Origin of the sequence: Streptomyces chilikensis (assembly GCF_001642695.1) — a bacterium.
GTDB classification, from domain to species: Bacteria; Actinomycetota; Actinomycetes; order Streptomycetales; family Streptomycetaceae; genus Streptomyces; species Streptomyces chilikensis.
In genome coordinates, this window is record NZ_LWCC02000005.1 from 3,678,255 (window position 1) to 3,691,432 (window position 13,178).

Consider the following 13,178-nt stretch of genomic DNA (forward strand, 5'->3'; position numbering starts at 1 on the left):
ACCTTCGACCGGGGCGCCGGCGGCCGCCGGACGCACACCCGCCGCCGGGGCCCCGCCGCCGTGGCGCGCACCGCGCTGGGAGCGGGAGGCCGGGAGTACGGGCTGCGGGTCGCCCTCTGCTTCGGCGCGGGCGCGGCCGTCGCCCAGGTCCTGCACCACGTCCACTGGTACTGGCTGCCCGCCACCGCGGTGTTCCTGGTCAAGCCGGACCTGGGCCCGCTGGTCTCCCGGGTGCTGTGCCGGGCGGCCGGCACCGTCCTGGGCGCCGCCCTGTTCGCCGGTGCGGCCGCCCTGCTGCCCGCACCGGGCGGTGAGGTGACGCTGGTGGTGGTCTCGGCCGCCCTCGTCCCGTTCGCCACGCGCCACTTCGCGGCGCAGACCGCCGTGGTGACCGTGCTGGTGCTCTCCCTGATGGTCGTCGGAGGGGAGCCCCCGGCCGCCGCGGCGCGGATCGCGGAGACACTGCTGGCCTGCGGCATCGTGCTGCTGGTGGGACACCTGCCGCTGCCGGGCGGGGCCGGCGGGCGGGTCCGGTCCCAGCTCGCCGACGCCACGCGCGCCGCGGAGGCCTACCTCGCCCATGTCCTCGACACCCCCGGCACGCCCCGCACCCCCGACCACCGGGCGGTCGGCCGGACCCTGCGCAGGGAGGCCTACCGGACGCTGGCGCAGGCCCGTGCCGCGGCCTCCCTGGCCGCGGCGGAGCTTCCGCTGCCCTCCCACACCCGCTCGACGGCGGGCGCCGGCCGCGCCGCCGTCCTGCTGGAGGAACTGGTCGACACGGTCACCGCGTGCGCGGTCCAGCTCGACGACACCGGACGGCTCACCACCCGCCACACCCGCAGGCTGACCGCGCTCCTGGAGGAACTGGCCGCCACGCACCGCCCGGCGCCCCGGCCCGCCCTCCTCCGGACGGGCTGACGCCGCGCCGGCCTCCGGCGTCAGCCCGGGGAAACCCCGCCCCGGCCCGGGAGGAGCCGCCCGGGAGGGACCGTCCGGACGAGCCGCGCCGAGCAACCGCCCCGGGGAACCGTCCGCAGGAACGCCCCCGCAGGAAACCGCCGAAAAAAACCGCGCGCCGGCGATGAGTTCTCCGGGCCCCTCCGGTCAGCACCTGCGGACACCGTCAGCACACATCACCGGGAGGGGCTTTGACGCTTCCGCAGATCGTCTCGCGGGAGGAGTGGCGTGCCGCGCGGGAGGCGCTGCAGGCCGAGGAGGACGAGCTGGGACGTGCGCGGCAGGCCCTGAACGCGCGGCGGCGGCGCCTGCCGATGGTGGAGGTCGGCGACGGCCACGTCTTCGACGGCGGCGACGGCCGGGCGACGCTGCTCGACCTGTTCGAGGGACGGCACCAGCTGATCGTGCACCACTTCGTGTTCCCGCCCGAGTGGGAGGCGGGCTGTCCGCGGAGCGCGGCCTTCCTCGACCAGATAGGGCCACAGGCCCACCTGTGGGCGCGGAACACCACCTTCGCCGTGGTGTCCCGGGCGCCGCTGACCCGGATCCTGCCGTTCAAGGCGCGGATGGGCTGGTCGGTGCCCTGGTACTCGTCCGCCGGCCGCTCCTTCGACACGGACTTCGAGGCCACGGTGGTGCGCGACGGCCGCACGGTCGACCGGCCCGGGCTGAGCTGCTTCCTGCGGGAGCGGGACCGCGTCTTCCACACCTACTCGACGTTCGAGGACGGCATGGACGGCGTGGGGTCGCTCACCAGCCTGCTCGACCTGACCGCCCTGGGACGGCAGGAGGACTGGGAGGAACCCCGGGGCCGCGCCGACGCGCGGGGCGCGGCGGCGCGGCCCGCCCTGCGGCTCCATGACGAGTACGACGGGTGAGGCCCGGGCAGGCGCGGGCGGCCGGCCTCCCGGTCACCCGCCTCCGGGCCGCCCGGTCGCACGGGTCGCCGGCCTCCCGGCCGTCCGGCCGGGCCTCAGGCCGTGACCGCGGTCGACCAGGCCGGCATCGCGCCCGCCACCTGGCACAGCGCCAGGTACAGCGGGATGGGCGGTGTGTACGGCACCACGTCGTCCGGGACGTGGAGCGGCTCGGGCGTGGTGCGGGGGACCTCCGGCAGGACGGCTTCCCGCACGTACCGGGCGGGCTCCGGCCACGACATGGCGTGGTCGGAGTCCGACGGCACGATCCACCACCAGTGCGTGGCGTCGGCGTACACACATCCCACCCGGGGCAGGTGGGGCAGGACCAGTGCCCCCAGCTCGGCCGGCATCGCGACCGCGTCGCAGCCCAGCGGCAGGCTCATGCGCTCCGGCACGGCCAGACGCCGGGGCGGTGCCGGATCGCCCGTTCGGCGAGTCATGCGTACCAGTGTGTCCATGGTCATGCTCCGGCCTCCGGCGAATCCCGCGCTCACACCCATTCGGCCCCCGTTCCCGCGCCGTCCGCCCCGGGGAGGACGGCGGCACGGCTGTCCTTCTCGCCCTCGCCGTCGGCGTCCTCCTCCGGCTCGTGCGGCGCCCCCCAGCCGAGGTCGAGATGGGCGATCTCGGCCCACACCAGCATCCCCGCGTCGTGCCGCCGGGCGCCCCAGGCCCGGCACAGGGAGTCGACCAGCAGCAGTCCCCGTCCGTTCTCCCGCTCCGTGTCCGCGGGCCGCACCTGTATCTCCTCGACCGAGCAGCCCTCGTCGCACACGGTGACGCGGAGCGCTCCGGCGACCGGGCGCACCTCGCAGACCACGCCGTGACCCCAGGTGTGCACCACCGCGTTGGTGACCAGTTCCGAGATCACCAGCAGCGTCGTGTCGCAGGCGTCACCCGGGACGCGCCAGTCGGCCAGCCCGGCGCGGGCCAGCCGCCGGGCCCGGGCGGGGGTGGAGGGATGGGCCGGGAGCCGGAACCAGAGCCTCCGTTCGGCGGTGGGACCGGTCACCGCGAACGGCTTTCCTCCGGTGGAGGCGGCGCTTAAGGGCGCGGGCGGAATCACGCATGCCACTATCGCGGCGTCAAGAACACTTGGCAAGAGCCACTCTGAAAAATGCAGAGTGCCAGGCGACGCTTTGAGCCGGTCATGGCACACTGCTCTCCGGTCCCGCGGGGGAACGTGCCCAGCGTTCTCAGCAGCGGGTTCTCCAGGACGTACCGGACAGACGAGTGGGAACAGACGGGGGTGTTCACGTGGCAGCCGGTTCGGGGACGCCGCCGGGAGGAGCGGCATGAGTGAGCCGAGGTCCGGGCCGACCGTCGGTCAGGTGGTGCTCGGCCGCCGACTGCTCGATCTGCGCGAACGCGCCGGGATGAAACGCGAGGAGGCGGCCCGCGTCCTGCACGTCGCCCCGGCCACGGTGCGGCGCATGGAGACCGCCGAGGTCGCGCTGAAGATCCCCTACGTGCAGATGCTGCTCAAGGCGTACGGGGTCGACGACGAGGAGGCGGAGGCATTCGTCCGGCTGGCGGAGGACGCCAACAAGCCGGGCTGGTGGCAGCGGTACCACGACATCCTGCCCGGCTGGTTCTCCCTCTACGTCAGCCTGGAGGGCGCCGCCTCACTGATCCGCGGCTACGAACCGCACTTCGTGCCCGGCCTGCTGCAGACCGAGGACTACGCGCGGGGCGTGCTGCGCGCGGGCGCCACCGGGCGCGAGGACCCGGAGCAGACCGAGCGCCTGGTCGCGCTGCGGATGCGCCGCCAGGACCTGCTCGCCGCACCGGACGCCCCCCGGTTCTGGGTGGTGATGGACGAGACGGCGCTGCGCCGTCCGGTCGGCGGGCCGGAGGTGATGCGCGCGCAGATCGACCGCCTGCTGGAGGCCGCCGACCTCCCCCATGTGACGTTGCAGGTCGCCGAGTTCTCGGCCGGCCCGCACGCCGGCACGTACGGCCCGTTCGTACTGTTCCGGTTCGCCGTGCCGGAGCTTCCGGACATGGTCTACAGCGAGTACCTGACCGGGGCCGTCTACCTGGACGCGCGCGCCGAGGTGGCGGCCCACCTGGAGGTCATGGACCGCATGGCGGCGGCCGCTGCCACCGCGCAACGCACCAAGGAGATCCTCCGGGATCTCCGCGAGGAGTACTGAATGACACGCATCTACAACGGGATGCCGGCCGGGCTGCTGGGCAGCGAGGGGTGGCGCAAGCCGTGGAGCGGACCCAACGGAGGCAACTGCCTGGAGGCCATGAAGCTCGCCGACGGACGGGTGGCGGTCCGCCAGTCCACCGATCCGGACGGACCCGCGCTGATCTACACCAGTGACGAGATGACCGCCTTCATCGAGGGCGCCAAGGCGGGTGAGGCCGACTTCCTCCTCTCCTGAGCCCCGGCGGGCCGTCACCACGCCGCTGCCGGGCGGCGGTCGTCCTTCACCGGCCCCGCTGCGCGCACGACTTGCTTATCCTTGCGATTGACTGTTTGCCCTGTCGACCGGCGTTGCCCGGCCTCCGACGGGCCGGACGACGTCCGGACGGGAAGCCGACGGCGGAGCCGTGCGGGTGGACACCCCCCGGCCGCATCCGGCGCGGATCTACGACTGGTTCCCCGGCGGCAGGAACGACCACCCGGTGGACGATGCCGCGGGGCGGCGGATGCCGGCCGTGGAGCCCGGCGTCCCGCTGACGGCCAGGACCGACCGCGCGTCCACGCACCGCTCCGCCCGCCGGCCGGCGGAGCAGGGCGTCCGCCGGTTCCCGGACGCCGGCGCCGGCATCCCCGCCGGGTCCGACCCGCACCGGACCGTCCAGGGCGTCGCTCCCGGACCCCCGCGTCGCCCCGGACTCCCGCGCCACCCCCGGACTCCCGCGCCACCCCCGGACTCCCGCGCCGTCCCCGGACTCCCGCGCCGTCCACCGCGACGACGGCCCCTTCGTGCCCGCCCACGTCGAGGCACTGCTCCGCGGCGCCCCCCGGGGGGCGCCGTCGACCACGTGCAGGCGGACGCGCGAGACCGCCGCCGAGGCCCGGACCCCGCACTCGGCGAGCCGGTACCGGGGCGGCAGGGCGTCGTCGGCCCCGGCCGCGTCGCCGTCGCCCGCACGGCCTGACCGCGCCCGTGGCGGGGGCGGCCGGCCCTCCGTCTACGGTGGGGGAGTGCGACTCGAAGCGATCACCTGGGAACGGCTCGCCGACCGCCTCGCGGACCGCCTCCTCGACCTCCGGCCGGCCGACGGCTCGTCCTGGCCCCGGGTCGCCCTGGACGGCGCCCCGGCCGCCCGGCCCGGCGACCTGGCCGCCCTCGTCGCCGAGGCGCTGCGCCCCCGCGGCCGCGCCGCGCGGGTGATCGCCACCTCGGGCTTCCTGCGGCCCGCCTCCCTGCGCTACGAGTACGGCCACCAGGACGTGGACAGCTACCACGACGGCTGGTTCGACACCGGAGCCCTCTGGCGCGAGGTCTTCGGCCCGCTGTACCCCGGCGGCGACGGACGCGTCCTGCCCGACCTGTGGAACCCGGTCACCGACCGGGCCACCCGCAGCCCCGCGGTCACCCTGCCGCCCGGTTCGCCGCTCCTGCTGCACGGCCCCTTCCTGCTGAAGGAGGGCTTCCCCTTCGACCTCACCATCCACCTCGCGCTGTCCCCGGGCGCGCTGCGCCGGCGCACGCCCGAGGAGGAGCACTGGACCCTCCCCGCCTACGAGCGCTACGACCGCGAGACCGGCCCCGCCGCCGTCGCGGACGTCCTGGTGCGCGCCGACGACCCGCGTCACCCGGCGTGGAACGGCTGACCGAACCGGGCATACTGGGATGATTCCGGCATGACGACACTCGACGGCCACCCCATCGACGACCGGCCCGGCCCGGCCACCCCTCCCGGGGCCCACGACAGCCGACGACGCGAGGACGCCCACGCCCGCCACGAGGCGGTGGCAGCCCTCTTCGACCCCGTGACCCGCCGGCACCTGGACGAACTGGGCGTCGGCCCCGGCTGGCGCTGCTGGGAGATCGGCGCCGGCGGCGCGAGCGTGGCGTCCTGGCTGGCCAAGAAGGCCGGGCCGACCGGCAAGGTCCTCCTCACCGACTCCGACGTCTCCTGGGCGGAGGCGACCGACCGGCAGGTGGAGACCCGGACGCACCGGCTGGGCCGCGACGAACCGCCGGGCGAGGGCTTCGACCTCGTCCACGCGCGGCTGGCCCTGGTCCACACGCCGGACCGGGACCGCGCCCTGCGGTCGATGATCCGGGCGCTGAGGCCGGGCGGACGCCTGCTGGTGGAGGACGCCGACCTGGCGCTGCAGCCGCTGGTCTGCCCGGAGGAGTCCGGACCCGAGCAGCGGCTCGCCAACCGGCTGCGGCTCGGGCTGCGGGACCTGCTCGCCGAACACGGCGTGGACCTGGCCTACGGCCGCAGCCTGCCGCGGCTGCTGCGGGAGGCGGGGCTCGCGCGGGTCGAGGCGGACGTGTACTTCCCGCTGGCCGCGGAGGCGTGCGGAGCACTGGAGGCGGCGACGGTCCGGCAGGCGCGGGAGGCGCTGGTCGCGGCGGGGGCCGCCACGGAGGAGGAGATCGACCGCCACCTCGCGAACGTCGCCACCGGCGCCATGGACCTGGCGGCCACCCCCCTGGTCTCCGTCCGCGCCCCACCCCCGCGCGTCCACCCCGCGCGGGCCGCGCCCGCCCCTGCCCCGCACGGCGGGAGGCCCGTCGCGGTGGAGGCCGGCGCCGCGGCACGAGGCGGCGGCCGGTGACGGCGGGATCAGAACAGAGGCTCGGGGAGGACGCCCTCCAGCGCGAGGAGGCGGCGCTTGATCTCCAGGCCGCCGGAGAACCCGCCGACCCCGCCGTCGCTCTCGACGACCCGGTGGCACGGCACCACCACCGGCAGCGGATTGGCGCCCATCGCCATCCCCACCGCCTGCGCCCCGCCGGGCCGTCCGACCCGGCGGGCCAGCTCCCCGTAACCGACCACCGTCCCGTAGGGGACCGACGCCGCCAGCTCCCGCAGCACCCGCCCGTTGAAGCCCGCCTCGCCGGGCAGCAGCGACCAGTCCAGCGGCAGGGAGAACTCCCGCAGACCGCCGGACAGGTACGCGGTGAGCTGGCGTGCCGCCTCCGCGGGCAGCGGCCCGGCCGGGTCCCGTTCGGGCCGTACGCCCAGGCGGGCGGCGGCCCGGCCGAGGAACCGCCCGCACACCTCGGGCCGGGCGTGGAACACCACGCCCGCGAGCCCCCGCGGCGTCGTGAGGAGGAGCAGCGGCCCGATCGGGCCGTCGACGACGTCCCAGACGACCCGCCCGTCGCCGGTCCCGTCCCGCACGGAGCTGTTCATGCGCCCACCGTACGGCGCGCCACCGACAGCGGGCCCCGCGGAGGCGGAGGTCCACGGGACCTACGGCAGCGAGGTCCAGAAGACCGACAGCGCCCTGCGCACCACGTCCGGCCGGTTGGTGATCAGGCAGTCGACGCCGTGGCCCGCCGCGATCAGCGCGTCGACCGGGCGGTCCACGGTCCACGCGCACACCTCGACCGGTCTGCCGTGCGGTCCCCGCAGCCGCTGCGCCGCGGCCACGTAGCCGACCGTGAGCTTCGTGTACCGGGGGTTGATCTGGTCCGCGAACCGCGCGTACTCCCGCAGCTCGGCGACCGTGGGCGCGCCCAGCACCGCGGTGCGCACGGCCGGCCGCAGCCGGTGCACCGTGCGGATGGTGGGCGCGTCGAAGCTCTGGATCACCAGCCGCGACCGGTGCCGGCGGTCCAGCCAGCCCGCCCGGCCCAGCTCGTCCAGCACCTGGCCCCCGATGCCGGGGTAGAGCCTGGGGTTCTTGATCTCCAGCAGCAGGCTCTGGCGGTTGCGCTCCACCCGGGCCAGGTACTGCCGCAGGGTCGGCACGCGCGCGCCGGCGAACCGCCGGCCGAACCAGCCGCCCGCGTCCAGGCGCGCGATCTCCGCCGCGGTGAAGTCGCGCACCCGCCACGGCGAGCGGCCGGGGAACACCCGCTCCACGTCGGTGGTGCGGGCCAGCCCGGCGTCGTGAAGGACCACCAGCACGCCGTCCCTGGTGCGCTGCACGTCGTTCTCCACCCAGGTGAAGCCCAGCCGGTGCGCCCGGTCGACGGCGGCCAGCGTGTTCTCGGGCGCCAGCGCGGAGGCGCCCCGGTGGGCGATCACCGCCGGGCGGACGGCCTCGTGGTCGGCGCGGGCGCCGGAGGTCGGAAGCAGGAGGGCGACGAGGCCCAGGAGCGCCGAGGCGCTCGCGGCGACTGCGCGCGCGTGCATGCCTTCTCCTCGCGTCGACTGTCACGGACGGTTCCAGGGTGACAGCACGGAGTGCGCGCGGCAGGGATGCCGGAACGGGTGTGGAGCGGCGCCGGGTGCCCAAGTCCGCCCGCCGGTGCCCCCACAAGTGGGGCGACGATGTGATTCTTTGGCGCAGAATCGTTGGTCCCATCAGGTGAGAGTCATACTCTCCCCACCGGTACCCGCCGGTACCGGGCCGTTGGGGCGGGTACCGGGCACCACGGGCACGACGGACGCGACGCACCGACACGGACGACACGGGGCGGAAGGGAAGCCGCGCATGCAGGGCACGGTCGACGGTTTCAGTCACGGGCTGATCACCCCGGTGGCCGCCTACGTGATGGCCTGCCTCGGTGGCGCGCTCGGGCTGCGCTGCACCACCCGGGCACTCCTGGTGGGCCGGCGGCGGGCCGCCTGGCTGGCCCTCGGGTCCGCCGCCATAGGCTCCGGCATCTGGACGATGCACTTCATCGCCATGACCGGTTTCTCGGTCGAGGGGACGCCGGTCAGGTACGACCTGCCGACCACCTTCGCCAGCCTGGCGGTGGCGATCGTCATGGTCGGCATCGGAACCTTCCTGGTGGGCTACTGGAACGCCACCGGCGCGGCCCTGTTCACCGGGGGCACCCTCACCGGACTCGGCATCGCCTCCATGCACTACCTGGGCATGGCCGGAATGAGACTCCACGGCGAACTGCTGTACGACACGCCGACCGTCGCCCTGTCCGTCCTCATCGGGGTGATCGCCGCCACCAGTGCCCTGTGGGCAGCCAGCCAGGTGCGCGGCCCGCTGTGGAGCGTCGGCGCCAGCCTGGTGATGGGCCTCGCGGTCACCGGCATGCACTACACCGGCATGGCCGCAGCCACCGTCCACCTGCACGACGACCCCGCCGGCGTCCCCCCGGGCGACGCCGCCGGCGCGCTGCTCGGCCCGATGCTGGCCGGACCGCTCGTCTTCCTGCTGCTGGCCGGGGTCGTGGTGATGTTCGACCCGCACATGGTGATGAGCCGCCCGGCGCCCAGGAGGGCGCCGGAGGACCTGTACGGCCCGCTGCCCGGATCCGCGCCGGCCGCCCGTCCCGGACAGCGGCCCGCCCTCCGCGGCGGCCGCCGGTCCTCCCTCGCGGGCAGCCGGGACGAGGACCGCAGCGCCGCCTGGTACGGCTGACCGGACCGGGCCGCGCGCCCCCGGCGACTGCGGCCCGGGGGCGTTGTCGGCGGCTGGTCGTAACGTGGAGGCATGCGGCCCGTTTCCCAGATCGAACGCACGGTGGCGCCCTTCGAGGTCGTCAGTCCCTACCAGCCGAGCGGTGACCAGCCCGCCGCGATCGCCGAGCTGTCCCGGCGCATCAAGGCCGGCGAGGAGGACGTCGTGCTGCTCGGCGCGACCGGCACCGGCAAGTCGGCCACCACCGCCTGGATGATCGAGCAGCTCCAGCGGCCGACGCTGGTGATGGCGCCCAACAAGACCCTGGCCGCCCAGCTGGCCAACGAGTTCCGCGAGCTGCTGCCGAACAACGCCGTCGAGTACTTCGTCTCGTACTACGACTACTACCAGCCCGAGGCGTACGTCCCGCAGTCGGACACCTACATCGAGAAGGACTCCTCGATCAACGAGGAGGTCGAGCGGCTGCGCCACTCGGCCACCAACTCCCTGCTCACCCGCCGCGACGTGGTCGTGGTCGCCTCCGTCTCCTGCATCTACGGCCTGGGCACGCCCCAGGAGTACGTGGACCGGATGGTGCCCCTGAAGGTCGGCGAGGAGATCGACCGGGACGAGCTGCTGCGCCGCTTCGTCGACATCCAGTACACCCGCAACGACGTGGCGTTCACCCGCGGCACCTTCCGGGTGCGCGGCGACACCATCGAGATCTTCCCGGTGTACGAGGAGCTCGCCGTCCGGATCGAGATGTTCGGCGACGAGATCGAGGCGCTGACCACGCTGCACCCGCTCACCGGCGAGATCATCAGCGACGAGCGGCAGCTCTACGTCTTCCCCGCCTCGCACTACGTGGCCGGTCCCGAGCGCCTGGAGCGCTCGGTGCGCGACATCGAGGCCGAGCTGGAGCAGCGCCTGGCGGAGCTGGAGAAGCAGGGCAAGCTGCTGGAGGCCCAGCGGCTGCGGATGCGCACCACCTACGACATCGAGATGCTCCGTCAGATCGGCACCTGCTCCGGCGTGGAGAACTACTCGATGCACTTCGACGGCCGGTCCCCGGGCACCCCGCCGAACACCCTGCTGGACTACTTCCCGGAGGACTTCCTCCTGGTCATCGACGAGTCGCACGTCACCGTCCCGCAGATCGGCGCCATGTTCGAGGGCGACGCCTCCCGCAAGCGGACCCTGGTCGACCACGGCTTCCGGCTGCCGTCGGCGCTGGACAACCGGCCGCTGAAGTGGGAGGAGTTCCAGCAGCGCGTCGGGCAGACGGTCTACCTGTCGGCGACGCCCGGCGCCTACGAGCTGTCCCGCTCCAAGGGCGGACAGGTCGAGCAGATCATCCGCCCGACCGGTCTGGTCGACCCGGAGGTCGTGGTCAAGCCCACCGAGGGACAGATCGACGACCTGGTGCACGAGATCCGCGAGCGCGTCGAGCGGGACGAGCGGGTCCTGGTCACCACCCTGACCAAGAAGATGGCCGAGGACCTCACCGACTACTTCCTGGAGCTCGGCATCCAGGTCCGCTACCTGCACAGCGACGTGGACACCCTGCGCCGGATCGAGCTGCTGCGCGAGCTGCGGGCGGGCGAGTACGACGTGCTGGTCGGCATCAACCTGCTGCGGGAGGGCCTCGACCTGCCCGAGGTGTCCCTGGTGGCCATCCTGGACGCCGACAAGGAGGGCTTCCTGCGCTCCGGCACCTCGCTGATCCAGACGATCGGCCGCGCGGCGCGCAACGTCTCCGGCCAGGTGCACATGTACGCCGACAAGATCACCCCGGCGATGGCCAAGGCCATCGACGAGACCAACCGGCGCCGGGAGAAGCAGATCGCCTACAACAAGGCGAACGGCGTCGACCCGCAGCCGCTGCGCAAGAAGATCAACGACATCGTCTCGCAGATCGCCCGCGAGGAGATCGACACCGAGCAGCTGCTCGGCACCGGCTACCGGCAGGGCGGCGGCAAGGCGGCCGGCACGGCCCCGGTGCCGGCCGCGTCCTCCAAGGCGGCCTCGAAGGCGGCGGGCGGGAAGGGCAAGGGCGCCAGGGCCGCGGCGGACGGCGCCGTCACCGACCGGCCGGCGGCCGAGCTGGCGCGGCAGATCGAGGAGATGACGCAGCGGATGCGCGCCGCCGCGGCCGACCTCCAGTTCGAGGTCGCCGCCCGGCTGAGGGACGAGGTCGCGGAGATGAAGAAGGAGCTGCGGCAGATGAAGGAGGCGGGGGTGGCCTGAGCGGGGCCGCCCGCCGCGGCCGGGGCGCCGCGCCTGTGTTGCAGGACCGACACAAATCCCGCAAGGGGCGGGCGGACCGGCGGCGCGCCCCCATAGGGTCGAAGGGTCCGCGGGGGGCCGCGGGCGAGGGGATTCACGGGGACTTACGTCCGAGAGGGGACCGCGCGTGACCGTCAACATGACCAAGGGCCAGGCGATCAGTCTGCAGAAGGACGACGGCGGTAGTCTCACCGCGGTCCGCATGGGGCTGGGCTGGCAGTCCGCCCCGCGCCGCGGTCTGTTCGGCCGCCGCGTCCGGGAGATCGACCTGGACGCCTCCGCGCTGCTGTTCGCGGGCGGGCAGCTGGTGGACGTGGTCTTCTTCCGCCACCTCGTCAGTGACGACGGCTCGGTGCGGCACACCGGCGACAACCTGGTCGGCGGCGCGGGCACCGGCGGCGACGACGAGGCGATCCTGGTCGACCTCCAGCGGGTGCCGGTGCACGTGGACAAGATCGTGTTCACGGTGAACTCCTTCACCGGGCAGACCTTCGAGGAGGTCGCCAACGCCTTCTGCCGCCTGGTCGACGAGACCAACGGCCGCGAGCTGGCCCGCTACACGCTGGCCGGCGGCGGTGCGTACACCGCGCAGATCATGGCCAAGGTGCACCGCAACGGGCCCGGCTGGACGATGACGGCCATCGGCGCGCCGTCCAACGGCCGCACCTTCCAGGACCTCCTGCCGGACATCTCCCGGCAGCTCTGACGCGGCGGACCCGGCGGCGGGCATCCGGGGCGGGCCTACGAAAGGGAATGACCGCGATGACGGCCGAGCTGGTGCGGGGCCAGAACCATCCGCTCACGGAGGCCCGGCCGGAGGTCCGGGTGTCCGCCGGGCGCCCGGTGACGGTGGGGGCGTTCCTCGCGGACGGGGAGGGGCGCCTGGCGGGCGCCGAGGGGGTGCTCCTGCCGGGAGGGGCGGCCGGGCCTCCCGGAGTGGGGCTGCCGGGACCGGCCGACGGCGGTGAGTACCGGGTGACGGTCGACCTGGCGGCGCTGCCGGAGACGGTGCACCGGGTGGGCGTCGTGCTGGCCCTGCCTGCCGGGCAGCGCTTCGGAGGCGGCCCCGCGCCGTTCACCGCTGTGGTCGCCCACGGCGCCTCGGGGCCGCCGCTGGTCAGCTACACGATCACCGGGCTGGACAGCGAGTCCGCGGTGGTCGCGCTGGAGCTGTACCGGAGGCAGGGGGCGTGGAAGGTCCGCGCGGTCGGCCAGGGGTACGCCGCGGGGCTGGAGGCCCTGCTGGCCGACCACGGCCTGACGCTCGCCGAGGCCCGCCGCCTGGCCGCCGCGGCCTCGGACGGCGACCGGTTCCCGGCGTCCCCCGCGGCTCCGGCCGGCGGAACCGCGGTCACGGGCGCCGCGGCCGCCTCCGGCGCCCTCACCGCCCCGCGGCCGGGCTGCGCGGCGGGCATGGGCGGTGGCGGGGCGGCGGACGGCATGGTGGACGATTCCTCTGTTCCTCACCGGGGGAATGGAGGAAACGTACACTTCGCAGCCGCTCGCGGGCCATCTAGTGTCGGTCCCCGGTGCGGTCCGCGCGGTGACCCCGGCGCCAC

Annotated in this window: 14 protein-coding genes and 1 pseudogene; 11 read left to right on the forward strand and 4 right to left on the reverse strand. The window is 74.6% G+C overall.

The window, feature by feature from the left end; all coding sequences use genetic code 11:
- Both A2U95_RS32060 and A2U95_RS16405 read left to right on the forward strand, forming a co-directional pair.
- Positions 1–921 (forward strand): FUSC family protein (locus A2U95_RS32060; protein WP_206282987.1); only part of this gene is annotated, 921 nt, incomplete at its 5' end.
- Between the two features lie 230 nt (positions 922–1,151).
- A complete protein-coding gene (locus tag A2U95_RS16405) occupies positions 1,152–1,838 on the forward strand; it encodes a DUF899 domain-containing protein (RefSeq protein ID WP_166023244.1) in 687 nt (228 codons plus the stop codon).
- Between the two features lie 95 nt (positions 1,839–1,933).
- On the opposite strand, the gene A2U95_RS16410 is transcribed toward A2U95_RS16405, so the two are convergent.
- Together A2U95_RS16410 and A2U95_RS16415 are read right to left on the reverse strand one after the other, a co-directional pair.
- On the reverse strand, positions 1,934–2,380 hold the full coding sequence (locus A2U95_RS16410) for a hypothetical protein (protein WP_166023245.1): 447 nt from the start codon (positions 2,378–2,380) through the stop codon (positions 1,934–1,936).
- Positions 2,371–2,892, reverse strand: coding sequence for an ATP-binding protein (locus A2U95_RS16415; RefSeq protein WP_166023247.1), 522 nt, complete (start codon positions 2,890–2,892; stop codon positions 2,371–2,373). Before A2U95_RS16415 ends, A2U95_RS16410 begins: the two co-directional genes overlap by 10 nt.
- Before the next feature lie 283 nt (positions 2,893–3,175).
- Here A2U95_RS16415 and A2U95_RS16420 point away from each other — a divergent pair, with 283 nt between their 5' ends.
- From A2U95_RS16420 to A2U95_RS16440, 5 genes are all read left to right on the forward strand, one after another.
- Positions 3,176–4,036, forward strand: coding sequence for a helix-turn-helix domain-containing protein (locus A2U95_RS16420; RefSeq protein WP_166023249.1), 861 nt, complete (start codon positions 3,176–3,178; stop codon positions 4,034–4,036).
- Positions 4,037–4,273, forward strand: coding sequence for a DUF397 domain-containing protein (locus A2U95_RS16425; protein ID WP_166023251.1), 237 nt, complete (start codon positions 4,037–4,039; stop codon positions 4,271–4,273).
- Positions 4,274–4,448: 175 nt separating this feature from the next.
- Positions 4,449–4,997, forward strand: coding sequence for an SAM-dependent methyltransferase (locus A2U95_RS16430; RefSeq protein ID WP_240957345.1), 549 nt, complete (start codon positions 4,449–4,451; stop codon positions 4,995–4,997).
- Positions 4,998–5,043: 46 nt separating this feature from the next.
- On the forward strand, positions 5,044–5,676 hold the full coding sequence (locus A2U95_RS16435; protein WP_166023255.1) for a nucleoside/nucleotide kinase family protein: 633 nt from the start codon (positions 5,044–5,046) through the stop codon (positions 5,674–5,676).
- Between the two features lie 30 nt (positions 5,677–5,706).
- Positions 5,707–6,636, forward strand: a complete 930-nt coding sequence (locus A2U95_RS16440; RefSeq protein WP_166023257.1) for a class I SAM-dependent methyltransferase — start codon at positions 5,707–5,709, stop codon at positions 6,634–6,636.
- Between the two features lie 8 nt (positions 6,637–6,644).
- Here the strand turns inward: A2U95_RS16440 and A2U95_RS16445 are convergent, their stop codons facing one another.
- Both A2U95_RS16445 and A2U95_RS16450 read right to left on the reverse strand, forming a co-directional pair.
- Positions 6,645–7,217 (reverse strand): methylated-DNA--[protein]-cysteine S-methyltransferase, encoded by a 573-nt coding sequence (locus A2U95_RS16445; RefSeq protein ID WP_166023259.1) that lies wholly within the window; start codon positions 7,215–7,217, stop codon positions 6,645–6,647.
- A gap of 60 nt (positions 7,218–7,277) precedes the next feature.
- Positions 7,278–8,165 carry a glycerophosphodiester phosphodiesterase gene (locus A2U95_RS16450; RefSeq protein WP_166023261.1) on the reverse strand — a complete coding sequence of 296 codons (888 nt, stop codon included), beginning with the start codon at positions 8,163–8,165 and terminating at the stop codon, positions 7,278–7,280.
- Between the two features lie 301 nt (positions 8,166–8,466).
- Between A2U95_RS16450 and A2U95_RS16455 the strand changes: the two genes are divergently transcribed.
- From A2U95_RS16455 to A2U95_RS16470, 4 genes and pseudogenes are all read left to right on the forward strand, one after another.
- Complete coding sequence (locus tag A2U95_RS16455) at positions 8,467–9,354, forward strand: MHYT domain-containing protein (protein WP_166023263.1); 888 nt, start codon at positions 8,467–8,469, stop codon at positions 9,352–9,354.
- Between the two features lie 72 nt (positions 9,355–9,426).
- The gene (uvrB, locus tag A2U95_RS16460) at positions 9,427–11,580 is read left to right on the forward strand and encodes an excinuclease ABC subunit UvrB (RefSeq protein ID WP_166023265.1); all 2,154 of its coding nucleotides are present in this window, start codon (positions 9,427–9,429) and stop codon (positions 11,578–11,580) included.
- Positions 11,581–11,746: 166 nt separating this feature from the next.
- Positions 11,747–12,325, forward strand: coding sequence for a TerD family protein (locus tag A2U95_RS16465; protein ID WP_166023267.1), 579 nt, complete (start codon positions 11,747–11,749; stop codon positions 12,323–12,325).
- Positions 12,326–12,381: 56 nt separating this feature from the next.
- Positions 12,382–12,858: pseudogene (locus A2U95_RS16470) on the forward strand (TerD family protein); the annotation flags it as partial.
- Between the last annotated feature and the right edge of the window lie 320 nt (positions 12,859–13,178).

Excerpts from the sequence above, each read along its gene's own strand:
- A2U95_RS16445 (WP_166023259.1), bottom strand. The coding sequence starts at position 7,217 with ATGAACAGCTCCGTGCGGGACGGGACCGGCGACGGGCGGGTCGTCTGG.
- A2U95_RS16455 (WP_166023263.1), top strand. The coding sequence starts at position 8,467 with ATGCAGGGCACGGTCGACGGTTTCAGTCACGGGCTGATCACCCCGGTG.
- A2U95_RS16420 (WP_166023249.1), top strand. The coding sequence starts at position 3,176 with ATGAGTGAGCCGAGGTCCGGGCCGACCGTCGGTCAGGTGGTGCTCGGC.
- A2U95_RS16425 (WP_166023251.1), top strand. The coding sequence starts at position 4,037 with ATGACACGCATCTACAACGGGATGCCGGCCGGGCTGCTGGGCAGCGAG.
- A2U95_RS16410 (WP_166023245.1), bottom strand. The coding sequence starts at position 2,380 with ATGGGTGTGAGCGCGGGATTCGCCGGAGGCCGGAGCATGACCATGGAC.
- A2U95_RS16450 (WP_166023261.1), bottom strand. The coding sequence starts at position 8,165 with ATGCACGCGCGCGCAGTCGCCGCGAGCGCCTCGGCGCTCCTGGGCCTC.
- A2U95_RS16440 (WP_166023257.1), top strand. The coding sequence starts at position 5,707 with ATGACGACACTCGACGGCCACCCCATCGACGACCGGCCCGGCCCGGCC.
- uvrB (WP_166023265.1), top strand. The coding sequence starts at position 9,427 with ATGCGGCCCGTTTCCCAGATCGAACGCACGGTGGCGCCCTTCGAGGTC.